Origin of the sequence: Proteus sp. GOKU, assembly GCF_015475555.1 — a bacterium.
Lineage (GTDB): Bacteria > Pseudomonadota > Gammaproteobacteria > Enterobacterales > Enterobacteriaceae > Proteus > Proteus mirabilis_B.
On record NZ_CP034105.1, the window covers coordinates 1,960,132 to 1,981,493 of the forward strand.

Sequence of the window (21,362 nt, forward strand, 5' to 3'; positions counted from 1 at the left end):
TTTTTTCACTACTTGCTTAAAAACCCTTCTATTTGTGTTATTTCTGTTTATTTAAGCAGCTAATATGCATGAAATCACACTTTTACTTTGATTTAAATCAAAGATGTATTCTATTTACCATTTTGTGGTTGATGAATGCCAAAACTTAAATTATAAAGCGAATGATAATAATTATTGATCTCATTAGGATTCGCATTATGTGTATTCAATTTAAGTCTTGCTTCGTATTATCTGCTTTAACACTCTCACTCTCTCAATATGCTATTGCTGATAATGTTTCGCCTAAAGAAGAAACACTGGTTGTTACTACAACACGTAGCGCATCTTCGTTATGGAATAGCCCTGCTACCATTCAAGTTATCGATAAAGAAACATTAACTCAGTCAACATCTTCTTCTATTGCAGACCAATTACGTGATATCCCCGGTGTTGAAGTCACGGATAATAGCCTTGCTGGCCGTAAACAGATCCGTATTCGTGGAGAAGCATCATCACGCGTACTTTTGTTAGTTGATGGGCAAGAAGTAACCTATCAACGAGGTGGTCAAAACTTTGGTGCTGGTATTTTAATAGATGAATCTGCATTAGAGCGCATTGAAGTGGTTAAAGGCCCCTATTCTGTGCTTTATGGCTCACAAGCTATTGGCGGTGTAGTGAATTTAATTACTCAAAAAGGTGGCGATAAGCCTTTTGGGGGAAATGTCAAAGTCGTTTATGACTCAGCAACGATGGGCTGGCGAGAGTCTGCGTTAATTTCAGGTACTGTCGGTGATTTTGAATATCGCCTTAATGGAAGTTATGCCGATCATGGTGACAGATATACGCCTGATGGGCGTTTACCTAATACGCATTTTAGAAATAATGGCCAAGGTGCATGGTTAGGCTATAAAGTGGATAAACATAAATTTGGTCTTTCACTTGATCGCTATGATTTATCTACGCAATCTTATTACGCGGATGAAGGAAAGTATCAAGAGTTTAGCGTTAAAGTGCCTAAACTTGAGCGTGAAAAAGTCGGTTTATTTTATGACTATGAGGTTGATGCTGATTATTTCAAAAAACTTCATATTGATGCTTACACACAGCGTATAGAGCGAAAATTTGAAAACCGAGTGGGCGTTGTTACACCAACAGGTAGCCCAATGATTGGTAATTTGACGGTTAAAAATAGAACCCAATCGGAAGATACACAGAATACTTATGGCATGACTATGCAGGCAAACTTTACGTTACCTGCAAATAATGAATTAATTTTAGGCACGCAATATCAACAAGATAAAGTAAAACAAACCTCTGTGGGTCAAACATCTTCAAATAGTACAACCGGCTTCCCTCCTGCCGTAAATTACGAAAAACAATCCCTGTTACATAACCGTAGTCAGCAAACGAACGTGTCTGTTTTTGCCCAAAATGATTGGAAAATAACAGAGGATTGGTCATGGACAATGGGTGCCAGACAATATTGGTTGAAATCAGAATTACAAGATGGTGATGAAACTGTTCATCACAATAAAACAGGAACAAGTTATAAGACATTAGGCTCTGATCCTGTAAGAGATAACGCTTTTATTGTGTCATCGAATGTGCGTTATTCTGGATTTAAAGATACAGAATTACGTCTCGCATTTGCACAAGGTTATGTTTTCCCAACGCTTGTTCAGCAATTTATGAACACGACTGCTGGCGGTGCGGTAACTTACGGTAATCGCGATCTTGAAGCTGAACACTCTAATAATGTGGAATTTGGTGCGCGCTATAAAGGGAATAACTGGTATATCGACAGTGCGATTTATTATTCTGAAGCCAAAGATTACATCACATCTATTGCCTGTGCTGGGGAATCGATTTGCGAAGGAAATAGCAAAACAGGACGAGCAGATTATTTCTATTATGACAATATCGATCGCGCTAAAACCTATGGTATGGAAATGATGGCTCAATACCAAGGTTGGTCAATTACACCTTATGTTTCTGCCAATGTGATGCGTCGTCAATTTATAGGTTCAACATTGAAAACATGGAATACTGGCGAACCTACATTAACAACTCGCTTTGGTGCTAAACATTTATTATTGCTCAATAATATGAATTTAATGTCAGATTTATATTTAAGAGCGGCAACAAAAGCGAAAGATCATAGTAATCCAGAAAATAAACAGCACTATGCTGGTTGGACAACGGTTAACCTTTCACTGAGTACAGAATTTGGCAATAACGATCAATACCGTATCAACTTTGATTTAAATAATATTTTGAATAAGCGTTATCAAACGGCTCATGAATCTATCCCTGCTACGGGTATTAATGCTGCAGTTGGTCTGACATGGGCATTTTAATTATGAAAAAAATAGCGATCGTACTCAGCTTGTTATTGTTACCTTTTAACTTAATAGCAAAAGATAACGAAGATAGTGACCGTTGGGTTATTGCCGGTGGCTCTATTACAGAATTAGTTTATGCCATAGGTGCTGGTAATAAGGTTGTTGGTGTTGATGAAACGACGTCTTATCCTGAACAAACGCAAGCATTACCTCATATCGGATACTGGAAGCAGCTAAGTACAGAAGGCATTTTGTCTTTACGCCCTTCTACTTTTGTAACTTGGGATGATGCTGAACCTAAAATGGTACTGCGCCAGCTGGCACAACATAATGTAAAGGTGATTTCCTTACCAAGAACACCCGCCACATTTGAATTAATGCTTAAAAATATTCGTACCTTAGCGATTTCATTAGATAAACAAAAGGAAGCAGAAGCATTAATTGGTTCTCTTCAATCTCGTTTAGCCGTGATCAACGCTAAAAATAGTCAAATTAAGCAAAAAGTGAAAGTGATGTTCTTTCTTTCACCTGGTGGTGGAATTCCTCAAGTTGCGGGAAAAACCAGTGTTGCGGATGCCATTCTTCATTTAGCCGGCGGCGAGAATATTGCTACGCATGAGAACTATCGTATTTATAGTGCAGAGGCGATTATTGCTGCCAATCCAGAATTAATTGTTATTACAACGCAAAGTCAGAAAAACCAAACCGGTGGATTAAGAGCCTCTGAAGGGCTTGCTTCTGTGCCCGGTGTTTCAATGACTCAAGCATGGAAAAACCAACGCATTATTGAAATTGATCAATCCCTTATTTTGGGAATGGGACCTCGTATTGTGGATGCCGTGGAGTTATTGCATCAACAGTTTTATCCCGCTGATCCTGTTAATGATAAATAAGTAGGAATGATTTAATAATGAAAGAGTCAGTCGCAACACATAGCACGCAATCTTCAACTGAAATCGATCTTACTCCCCATTTTGCACTTGAGGGTGATAGCCCTTTTCGCGATAGACATGCCACCATGCCGTGGAGAGGCTCTGTACCTATTGCAAAAGAAGAGCAACAATCAACATGGCAAGCTTTATTAGAAAGTAAAACACCTGCATGTAAACGTTTGTTGTATATCCACATTCCTTTTTGTGCAACTCATTGTACATTTTGTGGTTTTTATCAAAATAACTACCACGAAGAAGCCTGTACACGCTATACCGACGCATTATTGCGTGAGATATCGGCTGAATCAGATAGCTTACTTTATCAGTCTGCACCCATTCATGCCGTTTACTTTGGTGGCGGAACCCCTTCTGCATTATCGGCAAAAGATCTCTATCGAGTGATCACGCATTTGCGCCAATCACTTCCTTTAGCACCCGATTGTGAAATTACGATTGAAGGTCGCGTTTTAAATTTTGATGATAATCGAATTGATGCTTGTTTAGATGCAGGTGCAAACCGTTTTTCTATTGGTATTCAAACCTTTAATAGCAAAATTCGTAAACGAATGGCAAGAACATCAACGGGTGAAGAAGCCGCTAAGTTTATGAAAGGACTCTGCTTACGTGATAGAGCTGCTGTGGTGTGCGATCTGTTATTCGGATTACCGGGGCAAAATGCGGTGAATTGGCAAGAAGATCTCACTATTGCCCACGATATTGGTTTAGATGGTGTCGATCTGTATGCATTGAATTTGCTTCCTAATACACCATTAGGTAAAGCGGTTGAAAATCAGCGAGTCACTGTGCCAACGCCGATAGAACGGCGTGCGCTATATCTTCAAGGCTGTGATTTTATGGAGAATGTAGGTTGGCGTCAGATAAGCAATAGTCATTGGGCTAGAACAACCCGCGAACGTAATCTCTATAATTTATTAATTAAACAAGGTGCGGATTGCCTTGCCTTTGGCTCTGGTGCTGGTGGTTCGGTTAATGGTTATTCATGGATGATTGAGCGTTCACTGGATAGCTATTATCAAAAAATTACAGATAGCCAAAAACCTTTAATGATGATGAGTCGTACAACTGACAGTGGTTTTCGTTGGCGTCATGAATTACAAGCTGGCATTGAGTGCGGGCGTGTTGATTTAGCTAAATTAAGCCCGCAAGCAACTCTGCTCTCCCCTTTATTAAATCAATGGTATCAAGCAGGCCTTGTTGAAGATGATTTTCTTTGTATGAAACTCACCAATGAAGGTCGGTTTTGGGCAAGTAATTTGCTGACATCCTTACAGCAGTTAATTTTGCAATTAAATACACCTCGTTAATTTTATTACCCTAAATATTAATTAAAAGATGGAAATAACATCATGAATATAGAGCTACAACAATTTTTAATAACTGAGCCTGATGGAACGCTAGAAACTATTGCTACGCAATTTGATACAACCTTGTTAGAGGTTGTGAGACATTTGCCATCACGCTCATTAATGAGTGGTGAGCAATTCGATACAGTGTGGGATAACGTGATGAAATGGGGTAATGTCACCACACTTGTGCATACTCAAGATGTTATTTTAGAATTTAGCGGTGAATTACCAAGTGGTTTTCATCGACATGGCTATTTTAATTTACGTGGCAAAAAAGGAATGACAGGCCATATTAAAGCCGAAAATTGCCAATATATTGCAATGATCGAGCGTAAATTTATGGGTATGGATACCGCCTCTATCTTATTTTTCAATCAAGAAGGCGTTGCAATGTTTAAGATTTTCCTTGGCAGAGATGAACATCGTCAATTATTGCCAGAGCAATTATCAGCCTTCCGTCAATTAGCACAACAATTAAATAAGGAATAATTGCTCGTGAAAACATGGGTTATTTTTGGCGCTGGCGGTAAAGGTGTTGGCGCACATATTGCTGATATTGGCGTCGCACAACAACGCCCTATTGTGGCTTTAGTTCGTTCCAAAGAAGCAGCTAATCGTTTAGAAGAAAAAGGGATCAAAACTGTTATTGGTGATGCGATTGATGCTAAAGCTGTTGAAGCTGTTTTAACATTAGCAGGAAAAGATGCAGATATTATTTCCACAATGGGCGGTGAAAATGATTATCTGGCTCATCGAACCGTCATTGATATTGCGGAAAAGATGGGTTTTCAACGTATGTTAATGGTTTCTTCTTTAGGATGTGGTGATAGTTGGGTTGCCTTATCTGACAGAGCCAAAGCGGCATTTGGTCAAGCCGTAAGAGAAAAATCATTGGCCGAAGTGTGGTTACAAACTAGCCGTTTTGATTATGCAATAGTAAGACCGGGTGGATTACTTAATGGTGAAGAAACGGGCAAGGCTCAGCTTTATCAATATGAAGAGACTCATGGTTTAGTGAATCGTCGAGATGTTGCGCGTTTAGTGACTCAGCTTCTTGAGGCTGATCTTCTAGATGACCAAGTTTATGCTGTGGTTGAACCCGGCTTAGTACCTTCCAAGTAGTAAATAGATTACGCTTCAAGTTAAGTTCACGATAAAGAGATAGCGAATTGGCGTTATCTCTTTTTTTCTTACTTCAGTTATGGGCAAAAACTCACAATATGATGAGTTTTTCTCTTACAGCTAAAATTCCTTAACAGACATTCGTCACTTTACTGTCTTAATAGGGGTAACTTGTGGCATAATGCCGCCCCATTACCTTTTGTCATTCACTAATAATGAGTATTCGTCTTGTTAATCAGCAATAATATCACTATGCAGTTTGGCTCAAAGCCACTGTTTGAAAACATTTCTGTCAAATTCGGTGGCGGAAATCGCTATGGTTTAATCGGTGCCAACGGTAGCGGTAAATCAACCTTTATGAAAATTTTAGGTGGCGATTTAGTGCCAAGTAGCGGCAACGTATTCCTCGATCCTAATGAACGTCTTGGTAAACTAAAACAAGACCAGTTCGCTTATGAAGAGTTTACTGTGCTTGATACCGTGATTATGGGTCACACTGAACTTTGGGAAGTGAAGCAAGAGCGTGAACGCATCTATAGCTTACCTGAAATGAGCGAAGAAGACGGCTTACGTGTTGCCGATCTTGAAGTGAAATTTGGTGAAATGGACGGTTACACCGTTGAATCTCGTGCTGGCGAATTATTGCTAAACGTAGGTATTCCATTAGAACAACATAATGGTCCTATGAGTGAAGTGGCCCCGGGTTGGAAATTACGTGTGTTACTTGCACAAGCCCTGTTCGCTGATCCTGATATTCTGTTACTGGATGAACCAACGAATAACTTGGATATTGATACCATTCGTTGGCTTGAGCAAACGCTAAATGAACGTAACAGTACCATGATCATTATTTCCCATGACCGTCACTTCCTCAATATGGTATGTACGCACATGGCTGACTTAGACTATGGTGCGCTTGCGGTTCATCCGGGTAACTATGATGAATATATGTTTGCTGCAACCCAAGCTCGTGAGCGTTTATTAGCGGATAATGCAAAGAAAAAAGCACAGATTAGTGAATTACAATCTTTCGTAAGTCGCTTTAGTGCTAATGCTTCTAAATCACGCCAAGCAACCTCTCGTGCAAAACAGATTGAGAAAATTCAATTAGCTGAAGTTAAAGCATCTAGTCGCCAAAACCCATTCATTCGCTTTGAACAAGAGAAAAAATTATTCCGTAATGCGCTTGAAGTGGAAAATATCTCTAAAGGCTATGATGACAATGCCCCACTATTTAAAGACGTCAATATGATGCTTGAAGTGGGCGAAAAAGTTGCCATCTTAGGTAATAACGGTGTGGGTAAATCGACAATGATCAAAACATTAGTCGGTGAATTAACACCTGATACTGGTCGTTTAAAATGGTCTGAAAACTCAAATATTGGCTATTATGCACAAGATCATGCAACTGATTTTGAAGTCAATATGACTGTGTTTGATTGGATGAGTTTATGGATGAAACCAGAAGACGACGAACAATCTGTACGTAGCGTATTAGGTCGTTTACTGTTCTCTCAAGATGATTTGAAAAAATCTGTTCAAGTTTTATCGGGTGGTGAAAAAGGTAGAATGTTATTTGGTAAGCTAATGATGCAAAAACCAAACATTCTGATTATGGATGAACCAACTAACCACTTAGATATGGAATCTATCGAATCACTGAATATGGCATTAGAACTTTATCAAGGTACTTTGATTTTTGTTTCTCATGACCGTGAATTCGTAAGTTCATTAGCAAACCGTATTATTGAAATAACACCTGAAAAAGTGACTAATTTCCAAGGAACTTATGATGAGTTCCTCGCGAAGAAAGGTGTCACACTTTAATTTCATAACCAAATTAGAGTAATAAACAGTTAAAGGCTCGATATTATTTATCGAGCCTTTTTTATTGTGAGCAAAAGAACCCGATAATTTCGCCCTCCTATTTTTATTGCATTTATGACTTATTCTATTTTTTATCTCAATACAAATAAAAATGATTATCATTTATATTGACTGACAGTCGGTCGTTGGTGTATGTTACCGACCACGAGTCAATCATGGTTTATTTTCATTTTTGGGATCATTATGTTGCTATTACTTCAATCGACACATTATCCAAATAAGCAATTAAAAAATTATTGGAAATGTGGCTACTCTTTTGTTTTTCCTACATTAATTTCATTAAGCGCAGTATCGCCCTCTTTTGCTTCAGAAAATATTGAAAAAATAATTATTACTTCAGCGCAAAACACTCAGTCTGATACACAACCTTATGGTTATATTGCGAAAAAACAGACAACAGCGACTAAAAGTGATGCCACTTTATTAGAAGCACCACAAATGGTTTCTGTTGTTAATCGCGCTCAATTAGATAACTTACCCTCTGAATCTATTAGTCAGGCACTGCGTTATAGTTCAGGCGTTGTGAGTGAAAAATTTGGTGCTTTTGGTAGCGGTATTGATTACTCGAAAATGCGCGGATTTGATGCAGACTACTATCTAGATGGATTAAGAATGCTAGGTAATAGTGGTATTTGGGCACCTCAAGTTGATAGTTGGAGTTTAGAAAGTTTAGAAGCTGTACATGGTCCTGCATCTGCATTATATGGGCAAGGTGGTGCAGGTGGCGTGATTAATATGATATCGCGTCGCCCTTCCGCAGAAGCGCAACACCAAGTGCAATTACAAGCGGGCAATAATAAAAATCATGGTATTAAATTTGATACTACATCAGCAATCAATGAGGATGAAACATGGTTATATCGTGTTTCAGGGTTAGCGCTTGAACAAGAGTCTCAAATCCCCTCTTCTCGTCAAACACGTTTTCTTATCTCACCAGCTATTACATGGAAACCGAATGATGCATTGAGTTGGACACTATTGGGTCAATATCAAAAAGAGCCTCGTCTAGGTTATTACAATACGTTACCTGCTCAAGCTTTAGGTTTGTTACCGAATCCTAATGGTAAAGTTGATCCTAATCGAAATTATAATAATCAAAGCCATGATAATTCACATCGCAAACAACAGTCTCTCACTTCATTATTTGAATATGACCTGACACCTCAGTGGCAATTTAAACAAAATACCCGTTTTATGAAGGTTGATACTGAAATTAGTCGTGATTATACCCGCGGATTTTTACCCGGAGATCGCCTGTTAACGGCGGTTTATCAAGAAGCACCGAGTAAATCGGAAACGTGGGTAACAGATACTCAGCTGATAGGGAAAATAGCAACATGGGATATCAATCATACGGTTATGGCAGGTTTTGATTATCAACATGGCTATATGACTAAAGATTGGTGGGGCTCTCAAACAGTTAGTTTTGATCCTTGGGCATCGCATCATAAACCTGATTTTGAGCCTTATCCTGTTTCACGCACTTCAACAAAACAACAATTTGATCGCTATGGATACTATTTGCAAGATCACTTGCGCTGGCAACAATGGAATTTACTGTTGAGTGGCCGTTATGATTCTGCTGATTTAGATACACATAATCAAATTTCAGGCATGACAAATTCAAGTCATAATACGGCATGGAGCCATCGTGTTGGTTTAAGTTACCAATTTAATAATGGATTCTCACCTTGGATAAGTACATCAGATAGCTTTGATCCTGTATTGGGTACAGATGCAGATGGAAAAGCGTTTATTCCAATGAAATCAAAACAGTATGAAGCCGGTATCAAGTATCAAAATCCTGAATTAACACAACTCGTTAGTGTTGCTGTTTATCAATTAACTCAAGAAAATGTCACAACACATAATCCGAGAAATCCCGATTATTATCAGCAATCTGGGGAAATTCGTTCTCGTGGGCTCGAGTTCGAAAGTAAATTAGCGTTAACACCACAAGTGAATATGATGCTCAATTATGCCTATCTGCATAATATTGTGACATCGACTAGTGATCCGACAACGTTAAATAAACATCCTGTTCAAGTACCTACTCATACGGGTTCTGCATGGATAGATTACCGTTTTCAGCAGCCTTATTTAGAAGGCGCATTATTAGGTGCTGGTGTTCGCTATTTAGGTTCAACTTACGGTGATAATACAAATACGTTTAAAGTACCCGCAGTATGGTTAGGTGATGTGAGTTTGCGCTACCAATTATCGTCAATCAACCGTGAATTGCAGGGATTAGAGTTAGGATTAACTGTCAGTAATATCACAAATAAATCCTATGTTGCGAGTTGTACCAGTTCAACTTATTGCAGTATTGGTACAGATCGCGTGGTTCTTGGTGTATTAAATTACTATTTTTAGGAAATGAACATGGATAATTATCGACGTTCATTACTAAAAGGTGCCAGTGCATTCTCTTTATTATTAGCGAGCCCTTTTCCTGTTTATGCAAAATCAAAACAGAGGGAAATTGTTGATATTCTGGGAAGAGAAATTGCATTACCACAAGAATTAACGCGTATTTATGTGGCAGATAGTGGATTGTTTTTACTTTATGCTTCATTAAATAAAGGCGCTCTTTATGAGCGTCTTATCGCAATGCCTTCGGCTTTTCGTACCGCCGATTTAAGCTTGTATCATCAATATACTCGAGCATTTCCGCAATTATTGGCACTACCTGAATTTACGGCTATGTCGAGTGGACACTTTAATAGTGAAAAGCTTATCGCGCTAAAACCTGATGTCATTATTGTTGCCGTTGGGACTTATCGCGCGATCAGTGTTAATGGTGTGCTAGATTTATTAACGAAAGCCAATATTCCTGTCGTCGTGTTTGATTTGAGTATTGATCCACTTAATAACACCCCAATTAGTACATCTATTATGGGAAATATGCTTGGTAATCTCCAACAAAGCCAAGCAATGAACCAATTTCGTGAAAAACAACTCAGTTATATTTCTCAGCAATTAGGAAAAAAGCCATTTAAACGTCCCAATGTGTTATTTGAACGAGCTGCAGGCTTTACACCAGAATGCTGCCTTTCATATGGCAATGGCAGTATGGGACAAATGCTACAAAATGCAGGGGGTAAAAACTTAGGAACGGAATATATAAAAAGTACTTATGGCCTTCTGAATCAAGAAACCGTGATTTACTCTAAACCCGATAAAATCTTTTTAACAGGTGCGGATTGGAGTGGTTATAACCCTTCTGGTGATTGGATTAATTTAGGGCCTGGTGCAAATTTAGAGTTGGCAAAACAGCAACTTGCGATTTTAATGCAACGCCTTGCTTATAAAACACTCGATGCAGTTAAAAACAGACAAGTGTACGCTATTTGGCACTCTTTTTATGACAGCCCTTTTGGTTTTATTGCTATTTTACAAATGGCGAAATGGCTACATCCCGAACGTTTTTCTCACCTTGATGCGGACGCTATTTTTCATGAATACCATACCCAATTTTTGCCAGTAAAATGGGAAACAGGTTATTGGGTGACATTACTAGATGAAGATAAGGAATAATCATGTTTGATATCTATTCACCTGATCCTTTACGGATAAAAGTTGAGACACAATCGGCAGGAAAAAGAACTATTTTATATTCTGCAAAAGGTCAGCCGAATTATATGTATGTAATGCCCCGTTTTCGATTAAACGAGGTATTGGATTGTCTTGATAATACTATTCACCCTGCTTTTATTGTAAATGGAAAAGTTAAAGATGCTTTTTTCTATGCGTGTTATCCCGCTTCATTACATCAAAGCGAATTATTAAGTTTACCCAATCAAAAACCAGCCAGTCAGTTAGATTTGTTAAGCTTTCAACAATGCGCTCAACAGACAGGAAAAGGATTTCATTTAAGTACCCATGCGGAATGGGCTGCGCTTATGTTGTGGTGTCGTCATCACAATATGGTTGAAGATGGAAATACGGATTATGGGCGTAGTTTTCTACATCCTGAGCAATGTGCTAATCGAGTGGATGGCAAAGATGCTGGCGACACTGATTTTATCACTGGTGATCCAACCACAATAACATCACCACAGTGGCCGAATTGGTATCATGATAATAGTTTATTTGGCATTAGTGATTTATGTGGCAACCTCTGGGAATGGCAAAGTGGAATGCAATTAAATGCCGGAGAAATACAGATAATTAAAGATAATGACGCTGTATTTTGTGGTGATCCAACAATAACGGAGCAATGGCATTCAATAGCATTATCAACAGGTAACTTATTGCCTATCAATCATATTAATAGCGCAAAATACGATGCACCCTCTGATTATTGTGAGGGAAATGCAGGTACGCCTATTTTATCAACGTCAATAAAACACTATAACGGCGCACCCGCAGATAATAGTTATCCAGCGGGACTAATGGATGGTGATTTTAACGCAATAACGCCTGTTGATGATCGTGAAGTACCGATGTTATTTAAAGCATTAGGATTATATCCAGCAATAAACCAGCAAGATCACGATCAGGTTTATTTACGAAATTATGGCCAACGCTCTTTAATGCGAGGTGGAGCTTGGTATTCACAACAAGTCGCAGGAATGCGGACTTTATGTTTAAGTCATAATGCACTACATCGCAGCACTTCTGTCGGTGGACGCCTATCTTGGGTTGACATAAGCAGTTAATTAACCCAAAAAGTTATCATTTATAGACATTTTTGCATAAATTAATTTACCTTAGTATACATTATGTGAATAATAGCGTTAATAGTAATCATTATTATTCGGTGACTCATTGTGATTAATTTTTATGCATTTAAATTGAAACCGGTGGCATTACTCTGTTCTGCCACCCTTCCTTTTATTTTGACTACACAGGCTTTTGCAGAAGAAAAAGCAAAAACGGAACAAGTCGAGAAGCTTGTCGTTAGTGCTCAAGCGCTAAAAGTAAATACCAGTTTGCAAGAAACGCCTAAATCCGTTTCTGTCATTTCCCAAAAAGATCTCGAAACACATGCTCCTCAAAAACTTGATGAAGCCTTACGTTATACCTCTGGTGTTGTTTCTCAGCCCTTTGGTGCCGATAACGATACTGATTGGCTTCGTGTGCGAGGTTTTGAAGCGGCAACTTATTTAGATAACAGTCGCCTTTTCCGTGATGGTTATTACACATGGCTACTTGAGCCTTATGGTTTTGAACAGATTGAAGTGGTAAAAGGTGCATCAGCTGTATTATTTGGTGAGTCTACACCCGGTGGTGCGGTTAACGTCGTACAAAAGAAACCCAGCTTTAAACCTCAAAATGAAGTATTTCTTGAGGTAGGAAATAATGATCAGCGTGGGTTAGGCTTTGATGTTTCAAGTACAACAGATGATAAACGTGTGCGCTATCGCCTTGTTGGCTTAATGAAAAAATCAGATGGGGAGTTATCTCACACTGATAACGAGCGGATTTATCTTGCGCCAAGTGTTGCGATTAATCTAACTGACGATACATCACTGACCTTTATGGCGACCTACTTGCATGATGATGGTACACCGACTAATCCTTTCTTCCCGGCTGCGGGTACATTAATTTCATCTCCTTTTGGTAAAATTAAACCGTCAACTAACTTAGGTGAACCGGGATACGATAAATATAAACGTACTCAAATTTCAGCGGGTTATTTATTAGAAAGTAACATCAACGATGTTTGGCGTTTTTCTCAACGTTTAAACTATGGCTATAACGATCTGTTATTGCGTAGTGTCTATGCATTCCCTAATTCAGATGTTACGGCAACAGAACTTGGTCGTGGCATCGTTTTCCGTGATGGTAAAAACCAAAGTATCTCTTTTGATAATAACGTTGTTGGTGAATGGGATACGGATAATTTCGAACATACCTTATTAGCGGGTGCTGAATTGCAATATCACCAAACCAAAGGTGATGAGCAAGATAATTACAGCTTTGGTACGATTAATCCGTGGAACCCTATTTACGGCAAATATACCCCGCTTAACCCTGCTGATAACATCAATCGTACCATTGATAAAACTCAATATAGCCTTTACTCACAGTATCAAACTAAATTTGATGGCCGCTGGGTTGCAATGGCGGGTGTACGTCAAGATTGGGTGAAAACAGAAAATAAAGCACAAGCAAAAAATGAGGATAAATCACGCACTGATAGTGAATTTAGCCTCAATGCAGGATTAATGTACCTAGCAGATAACGGCCTATCTCCTTATGTGAGTTATTCCGAGTCCTTTGAGGTGATGAGTACTATCGATCCTGCAACTAAAGATCTGTATAAACCATTAAAAGGTGACCAAATTGAAGCAGGGATAAAATATACACCTGATTTTATGGATGGTTACTTTAATATTGCTTGGTTTGATATCACACAGAAGAATGCGCTTGTTGCAAATCCAACGACTTTTGTTTCAACACAAACCGGTAAAGTGACATCAAAGGGTGTTGAAGTAACAAGTGAAATGCAATTAACGGAACGTTTAGCGTTAAAAGCCAATTACACCTATACCGATATGCAAACCGATGACACGGGTAATAAAGGTAAACAACAAGCCGGTTTAATTCCTAAACATACTGCATCTGCTTGGGGTAGTTACACTATTCCAATTACGGGAACCCAAGATTTAACGTTAGGAACAGGTGTGCGTTATTTAGGTAAATCTAAAGATAATCCTAAGAGCAGTGATTTAACCGTACCTAGTGCAACATTATGGGATATGGCTGCAATCTATAATTTCAATAAACAGTGGCAATTACAGTTAAATATCAACAATATTCTTGATAAAGAGTATCTCTCTGGTTGTGATTATTACTGTTATTACGGGCAATCTCGCTCTGTTTTATTGAATGCTAAATATCGCTGGTAATTTTCTTTATCATTCCGTCTTTTATTGTTAACTACACAATAAAAGACGGAATATCATTTTATAAATGAGTGACCATGTTTGAACTCTCAAATATTCAAATGGATCGCGGTGGACGTACTATTCTATCAATTCCCTCACTGCGTATTTCAGATCTAGGATTAACCATTGTGCTTGGTCATAATGGCTCAGGTAAATCGACTTTAGTCAGTTTGTTATCCGGTCAGCAAGCGCCAGATAGTGGATCTATTACACTAAATAACAGCAATATCTCACATTATAAGCCCCGTGATTTGGCTAAACAGATAGCCTTTCTCCCCCAAAAACTGCCTGCTTCTGCGGGATTAACTGTCAGAGAATTAGTGCGTTTAGGACGCTTTCCTTGGCGTGGAACATTAGGCCGTTGGAATAAAAAAGATGACGAAATTATCACCATAGCGATGGAAAAAGCAGGAGTTCTGCCCTTTGCAGACACACTTGCTGATGATTTATCGGGTGGCGAACGCCAACGAGCTTGGGTTGCAATGTTACTCGCTCAGCAATCACCTATTTTAATTTTAGATGAACCAACATCAGCACTAGATATACATCATCAATATCAACTAATGGAATTGTTGAGTGAGTTAAACCAAACTCAGCATGTTGGTATTATCGTTATTTTGCATGATCTTAACCTCGCCTTGCGTTATGCCACTCATATTATCGCGCTTAAAAAAGGTGAAATTGCGTTTGAAGGTGAAGCATCATTACTTTTTGATGATGAGCGACTTTCTGCACTTTATGAAACACCAATAAAGCTGATTGAGCACCCTGATAATCAAGGTTCACAACAACATAAGGTGGCGGTGGTATGCGTGTAATATTACAAAAAGTAGTTAAATCACTATTTTTTGGTCTGACTATTTTATTTATTACTCCCATTGTTAATGCTGCGCCAAATAACAACAAAATACCGCAACGGATTATTGTTTTAGATTGGGATTTATTGGAACAAATATTAACGCTGGATGTTATTCCCGTTGGTGCGACTGAAATTGCGGGATATAACCAATGGGTAGCTCACCCTATAGCCCCAAATTCTATTGAGGAAGTGGGTATGCGGGCAGAGCCTAATTTAGAAAAAATGGCATCGTTAAAGCCAGATCTTATTTTAGCATCTAGCTCACAACAAGATTTATTGCCTGTATTAAAAACCATTGCTCCTGTTGTGTATTTGCCTAATTTTTCTCGCCAAGATAATGCAGCTCCGGTTGCTTTAGCGCATTTTTATACCCTCGCCGCTCTTTTGGGAAAAGAAACGCTTGCCCAACAAAAATTAGCTGAGATGGAAAGTACTTTTGCACAATTAAAAGAAAAACTACAACAGGCATTTATTACGTTGCCAGAAGTAGAAGTGATCCGTTTTTCTACGTTAACGTCCGTCTTTTTATACACAGAAAACTCAACAACCGAATATGTCGTTAATAAACTGGGATTGAAATCGACAATATCATTACCTCCTCAACCTTGGGGAATTGATCAGCGAAGAATGAATGTATTACAGCAGATTAAACAAGGCTATGTTCTTTATATGTTGCCATTCCCCGATGAAAGTAAACTGCAAAAATCTGTGTTATGGCAAGCAATGCCGTTTGTTCAGAATGGGCATTTTCATTCAGTGAAACCTGTATGGAATTATGGAGGAGTAACATCGTTAACGTTAATGGCAGAAGCAATTACCGAAAGCTTATTAGATATGGCACCGAATAATGAAAATTAAGCAATATACTTTCTATTTTTTGGCGATCATCTTATTAAGCATTATCAGCTTACAAATTGATAATTCTCTTTCATTATCTCGCCAATGGTATTTATTGGGAAATTCAGAAATACACGCTCCATTTGCTGATGTTTTTTTTATTCATGCACAATTACCACGTTTAGCAATGACTCTGCTTATTGGGGGGATCTTCGGGGTTGTTGGTAGTTTAATGCAGCAATTAACGCAAAATAACCTAACATCGCCCTTAACATTAGGAACTTCATCAGGCGCTTGGTTAGCTTTAGTTATTGTTAATATCTGGTTCACCGATTGGGTTGCGGATCACAGTGCATTAGCTGCGACAATGGGCGCTTTATTTGCGTTTGGTCTTGTGATTATTATTGCTGGCATTCGTAATATGACCGGATTACCTCTTGTTGTTTCCGGTATGGTGGTGAATATATTATTAGGTGCTATTGCAACCGCATTAGTGACGTTAAATTCTCAATTCGCTCAAAATATATTTATGTGGGGAGCCGGAGATTTAGCTCAAGATGGTTGGGATACTTTTTTTTGGTTATTGCCTCGAATTGCACCTATTTTACTCATTTTTATTTTTGCACCTCGTATTCTCACACTATTACGTTTAGGTCATGAAGGCGCAACGGCTCGAGGGCTGTCTGTTTTACCTGCGTTTGCCTTTTTTATTATATTAAGTACTTGGTTAGTTTCTGTCTCTATTACCGTTGTTGGGGTGATTAGTTTTATCGGATTACTTGCACCCAATATTGTTAGAACATTAGGCGCAAGAACTGCTCGCCAAGAGCTTATTGCAAGTGGCCTAATGGGAATATGTTTATTGCTTATTACGGATAGCTTGGCGATATGGATTGGTCAGTGGCTTAATACCGTTATTCCAAGTGGTGTTACCGCTGCTGCAATTGGCGCACCTGCATTAATTTGGTTTAGTCGTAAAAAAATGCGGGCTCAAGATCAACTTTCGATTTCAATTAATTCTCAGGCTAAAACAGTATCAAAATATACCGTGATAGGAATATTTGTATTATTAATACTCGGATTAGCCCTTACTCTGTTCATTCATATTAATGAACAACAATGGTTCTGGGAAATGCCTTCTGTTTATCAATGGGCATTACGATCGCCACGTTTATTGGCTGCATTATTCGCAGGTATTGCGCTAGCTATTGCAGGTGTTATTTTACAACGTTTAATTTATAACCCATTAGCTAGCCCAGATATTTTAGGTGTTTCATCAGGTGCTACTTTCGCATTGGTTTTTTCAAGCTTAATTTTAGGGAGTGTATTACAAACATCACAGTGGGGAGTTGCTCTATTAGGCAGCTGTGTTGTTATGATTACTTTATTAATCTTAGGTCGAAGGCACCAATATGCACCCGCTAGCTTAATATTAACGGGTATTGCGTTAACCGCGAGTTTAGAAGCCTTTATTCAATTTTTCTTAGCTAAAGGCTCTTTAAGTAGCTATAAAATACTGTTGTGGTTATCTGGTTCGACTTATCGGGTTAACAGTGAACAGGCTCTCTATTTTGCATTCGCGGTCACATTGATTGTGGGAAGTGTTTTTTTATTAACGCGCTGGCTTGCTTTAATATCAATTGGTCGGGATTTTGCTTCAGCTCGTGGATTACATACAGAGCGTGCCAGTATTATTTTATTAATCATTGTATCGTTGTTATGTGCCTTAGTAACTTCAACCGTCGGCCCTATTGCCTTTATTGGCTTAGTCGCTCCTCATATGGCGGTATTACTTGGCGCTCAAAAAATCAAATCGCAATTAATTGTTTCGGGGTTAATTGGTGGAACCTTAATGGTTTGGGCTGATTGGCTTGGACAAATATTTATTTATCCTGCACAAATTGCGGCAGGAACTTTAGTGGCGATTTTAGGCGGTAGCTATTTCCTTTGCTTAATGCTGTTAAATCGCAGTCGCTGATTTGAAAAGCCTAAGATATCGGCACTAATTTTTGCTGATATTCTTAGGCTTTGATCGTTATTAATTACGCATAGTTTTTACTGTTTTTATTGCTTTTATGATTAATACGTTGAAAACCTAAAAATGCAATTAACATCACTAAAGCACTCGCTCCAATCGCAATCCATACGCCAGATTGAACACCAGAATAATCAACAAGTTGCCCTGTTAATGTTGCACCAATTGCTGTACCTACATTTAATCCTGCAAGTAACCATGTCATTCCCTCTGTAAGCTGATTTTCGGGTACACTCTTTTCAATAAGTGACATTGTCACGATTATCATAGGCGCGAAGAAGATCCCTGAAATTAATACGACTAAACTTAAGCTGTAAATAGAGCCTACAAAAACAAGAGGAAAAATAGTGAGGAATGTCGCGATGCCACCTAGGCATAATAAACGGTGCAACGGTATGGATAATTTTAACGTGCCAAAGAATAAACCGGCAAAACAAGAGCCAATTGCATAGGCTGATAATACAAGGCTTGCACCTGCGGGTATTTTTTGGGCATTGGCAAAAGCCACACTAAAAATATCAATAGTACCTACAATAACACCCATAAAAATCATAATAACAGTTAAGATTTTTACGAGAGAAAAACGGATCACAGATTGTGTTTTATAAGGTGTTAATTCTGATGATATCAGTGTTATTGCAGGCTCTGTATTGCGTTGTAAAACAAGTAAGAAAACACCAATAATAAGAAAAACAGCAGCCATTAATAACCCTGCTTGTGGGAAAAAAGCGACACTTAATGTGACAGAAATGGGTGGACCAAGAATAAATGTGACTTCATCAAATACACTTTCTAATGAATAAGCTGTTTGTAAGCGACTATCTTCTTTGTAAATTGCGGTCCATCTCGCTCTGATCATCGCTGAAATACATGGCATAAAGCCAGTTAATATTGCAAAAATAAATAATAAACTAATATGCCATTGTAACCATGTTGCTAATAGCATTCCCCCTATTCCAATAACACTAATTAATGTGAATAAAGGTAAAACTCGATATTGCCCATAAGTATCAACTAGGCGTGATATTTGAGGTGATAACACCGCGTAGGTAAATACAAAATTAGCAGAAATTGTTCCCGCTAATGCATAGCTGCCTGTAAGTTGTGAAATCATCATGATGATACCAATACCCATCATCGGTAGTGGTAATCGTGCAACCATTCCCGCTAAGGTAAAAGATAGCGTGCCTTTATAGCTAAATAGGGTTCGATAAGTGCTTATCATAGTTTTCCTTATGTTTACCCTTGCCATTTTAGCGAGGGTTAAAGATAATACATACATCTCGTATGTATAAATCATATATACATACGAACTGAATGTAAATATACAAACAATACGTATGTATATTTTGAAAAAGGAGATGAAATGGCTAGACGTACTCGTGCTGAAATGGAAGAAACACGGCTGTTATTGCTAGAAACGGCAAGAAAAGTCTTTTGTGAACAAGGTTATGCAGACGCATCGATGGATGATTTAACTGCGCAAGCGGGATTAACTCGAGGCGCGTTATACCACCATTTTGGTGACAAAAAAGGATTGTTATCGGCTGTTGTTGCACAAATAGATGCAGAGATGGATGTGCGTTTGCAGGCTATTTCCGATACGATTAATGATCCTTGGTTGGCATTTTCAATGCGTTGTCATACTTATTTAGAAATGGCTTTAGAGCCTGAAATTCAACGTATTATTATGCGAGATTCACGTGCTGTATTAAGTGATAAGCTGACTGAATTACCAACACATTGTGTAATATCTATGAGCAATATGATTGATAAACTTATCGAGAATAAAGTACTTGTAAAGACTGACTCAAAAATGTTGGCTCTATTTATTTATGGCAGTTTAGAAGCCACTGCTTTATGGATAGCAAATAGTCTTGATGGTCAGGCACAGCTAGAACAAGCTAAATCAACATTAGATACTTTATTAAATAGCCTACGAATTTCTGCAAAATAAATAAAATATAGCGAGGTTCACGGAGATAACCCTCGCTAGTGTCTATTTTATCTTTGGTATTCAATCAGCAAAAAGGCTCAATATTGCAGTTTCAGTGATTATTATTGGCATATTAAGCGTCTTTTTAGGTTTTCTGTTTTGGGTATCATCTCCAATAATGGCGATTGTTGTTATGTTAATTTGGGGATTAATGTATGGCGGTGTTTCAGTCGCACTGATGACATGGATCATGACAGCAGTTCCTAAAGGAATTGAATTAGGAAGTTCTGCTTACATTGCAATTTTTAATTTAGCTATTGCGTTAGGCGCTTATTTAGGTGGCTTAAGCGTTGATAATTATGGATTAAACTCAGTATTACTTATTGCTGTATTGTTTATTGCATCCGCTTTATTATGTGTTTTTGCATCGAAATACACGAAGTATTCAGCTAAATAACAAACTCAAGTTTGCCATAAATAAAAGGGTAATAATTATTACCCTTTTCTCTTTTAGATACACAATAATGTGACACTGTCACGATAAGCTTTAGTCTATTTTAGTAACTGAGTAAATTGCTGATATAGCATATTACCTAATGTTTTTGCAGTATATTCATCGCTATGACCTAAATTATCAACAGCGGCATGCATACCATGATAAATCAATGTACTGGTTAATTCTGGTTGTGTAACGTGCCAGGTTTTATTTTCCGTACCTGAAATTAACAGTGATTGAATTTGCTGTAATGCTCTATTTTCATGAATATTACTGCTTTGATGAAAAACTTGATGAAAAAGCATATCGTGTAATTCTTGTTTTTCAACATAAGCAATAACGCTGATTTCACACCATTGTTTTAATTTTTCACGGTGATCTTGTTGTGAGCAGGCATTCATTGCGTTATCTATTTTATTTAAATACCAATCCATATAACGTGTTCTAAGCGCATCAAGAACATCTGTTTTAGCAGAAAAATAGTGATAGTACGTCCCTTTCGCTACCCCTGCTTTTTTTACAATATCGCTAACGGTTGTGGCATCAAAACCTTTATCAAGAAATAACGTTTCTGCGGCATTCATTAACTCTTCTAAACGAACCTCTGCGGGTTTTGTTCTCGGTTTATCTGTTGTTTGTTCTTCTAATGACATTGCTTATCTCCCTCAAAGTCG

At 38.2% G+C, this 21,362-nt stretch carries 17 protein-coding genes; 15 read left to right on the forward strand and 2 right to left on the reverse strand.

Features of this window, described 5'->3' with window-relative positions; genetic code table 11:
- Nucleotides 1-197 precede the first annotated feature (197 nt).
- From EHE21_RS09175 to fhuB, 13 genes are all read left to right on the forward strand, one after another.
- The gene (locus EHE21_RS09175) at nt 198-2,336 is read left to right on the forward strand and encodes a TonB-dependent receptor plug domain-containing protein (RefSeq protein ID WP_194952493.1); all 2,139 of its coding nucleotides are present in this window, start codon (nt 198-200) and stop codon (nt 2,334-2,336) included.
- Nucleotides 2,337-2,338: 2 nt separating this feature from the next.
- A complete protein-coding gene (locus tag EHE21_RS09180; RefSeq protein ID WP_228766759.1) occupies nt 2,339-3,214 on the forward strand; it encodes a heme/hemin ABC transporter substrate-binding protein in 876 nt (291 codons plus the stop codon).
- A 17-nt stretch (nt 3,215-3,231) separates the two neighbouring features.
- Nucleotides 3,232-4,578, forward strand: a complete 1,347-nt coding sequence (gene hutW, locus EHE21_RS09185) for a heme anaerobic degradation radical SAM methyltransferase ChuW/HutW (protein ID WP_194952495.1) — start codon at nt 3,232-3,234, stop codon at nt 4,576-4,578.
- A gap of 42 nt (nt 4,579-4,620) precedes the next feature.
- On the forward strand, nt 4,621-5,109 hold the full coding sequence (gene hutX / locus EHE21_RS09190; protein ID WP_412178804.1) for a heme utilization cystosolic carrier protein HutX: 489 nt from the start codon (nt 4,621-4,623) through the stop codon (nt 5,107-5,109).
- 6 nt (nt 5,110-5,115) lie between these two features.
- Nucleotides 5,116-5,742: an NAD(P)H-binding protein gene (locus EHE21_RS09195; protein ID WP_194952496.1), complete on the forward strand. Its 627-nt coding sequence runs from the start codon at nt 5,116-5,118 to the stop codon at nt 5,740-5,742.
- A 228-nt stretch (nt 5,743-5,970) separates the two neighbouring features.
- The gene (locus EHE21_RS09200) at nt 5,971-7,569 is read left to right on the forward strand and encodes an ABC-F family ATPase (RefSeq protein ID WP_088495593.1); all 1,599 of its coding nucleotides are present in this window, start codon (nt 5,971-5,973) and stop codon (nt 7,567-7,569) included.
- Nucleotides 7,570-7,812: 243 nt separating this feature from the next.
- On the forward strand, nt 7,813-10,002 hold the full coding sequence (locus EHE21_RS09205; RefSeq protein WP_194952497.1) for a TonB-dependent siderophore receptor: 2,190 nt from the start codon (nt 7,813-7,815) through the stop codon (nt 10,000-10,002).
- A 9-nt stretch (nt 10,003-10,011) separates the two neighbouring features.
- Nucleotides 10,012-11,166, forward strand: coding sequence for an ABC transporter substrate-binding protein (locus EHE21_RS09210; RefSeq protein WP_194952498.1), 1,155 nt, complete (start codon nt 10,012-10,014; stop codon nt 11,164-11,166).
- 2 nt (nt 11,167-11,168) lie between these two features.
- On the forward strand, nt 11,169-12,290 hold the full coding sequence (locus EHE21_RS09215) for a hypothetical protein (RefSeq protein ID WP_194952499.1): 1,122 nt from the start codon (nt 11,169-11,171) through the stop codon (nt 12,288-12,290).
- 111 nt (nt 12,291-12,401) lie between these two features.
- Nucleotides 12,402-14,486, forward strand: a complete 2,085-nt coding sequence (locus EHE21_RS09220) for a TonB-dependent siderophore receptor (RefSeq protein ID WP_194952500.1) — start codon at nt 12,402-12,404, stop codon at nt 14,484-14,486.
- Nucleotides 14,487-14,560: 74 nt separating this feature from the next.
- A complete protein-coding gene (locus tag EHE21_RS09225) occupies nt 14,561-15,343 on the forward strand; it encodes an ABC transporter ATP-binding protein (RefSeq protein ID WP_098942867.1) in 783 nt (260 codons plus the stop codon).
- A complete protein-coding gene (locus EHE21_RS09230; protein WP_194952501.1) occupies nt 15,334-16,242 on the forward strand; it encodes an iron-siderophore ABC transporter substrate-binding protein in 909 nt (302 codons plus the stop codon). Before EHE21_RS09225 ends, EHE21_RS09230 begins: the two co-directional genes overlap by 10 nt.
- Entirely contained in the window at nt 16,232-18,199 is a 1,968-nt protein-coding gene (gene fhuB / locus EHE21_RS09235) for a Fe(3+)-hydroxamate ABC transporter permease FhuB (RefSeq protein ID WP_194952502.1), read from the forward strand. The genes EHE21_RS09230 and fhuB overlap by 11 nt, the downstream gene beginning before the upstream one ends.
- A 64-nt stretch (nt 18,200-18,263) precedes the next feature.
- Here fhuB and EHE21_RS09240 read toward each other — a convergent pair whose 3' ends face one another.
- Nucleotides 18,264-19,481, reverse strand: a complete 1,218-nt coding sequence (locus EHE21_RS09240; RefSeq protein WP_194952503.1) for an MFS transporter — start codon at nt 19,479-19,481, stop codon at nt 18,264-18,266.
- Nucleotides 19,482-19,622: 141 nt separating this feature from the next.
- On the opposite strand from EHE21_RS09240, the gene EHE21_RS09245 reads away from it, so the two are divergent.
- Both EHE21_RS09245 and EHE21_RS09250 read left to right on the forward strand, forming a co-directional pair.
- A complete protein-coding gene (locus tag EHE21_RS09245) occupies nt 19,623-20,213 on the forward strand; it encodes a TetR/AcrR family transcriptional regulator (RefSeq protein WP_194952504.1) in 591 nt (196 codons plus the stop codon).
- A 157-nt stretch (nt 20,214-20,370) separates the two neighbouring features.
- Complete coding sequence (locus EHE21_RS09250) at nt 20,371-20,649, forward strand: MFS transporter (protein ID WP_194952505.1); 279 nt, start codon at nt 20,371-20,373, stop codon at nt 20,647-20,649.
- A 95-nt stretch (nt 20,650-20,744) separates the two neighbouring features.
- Here EHE21_RS09250 and EHE21_RS09255 read toward each other — a convergent pair whose 3' ends face one another.
- A complete protein-coding gene (locus EHE21_RS09255; protein WP_102949508.1) occupies nt 20,745-21,341 on the reverse strand; it encodes a TetR/AcrR family transcriptional regulator in 597 nt (198 codons plus the stop codon).
- Between the last annotated feature and the right edge of the window lie 21 nt (nt 21,342-21,362).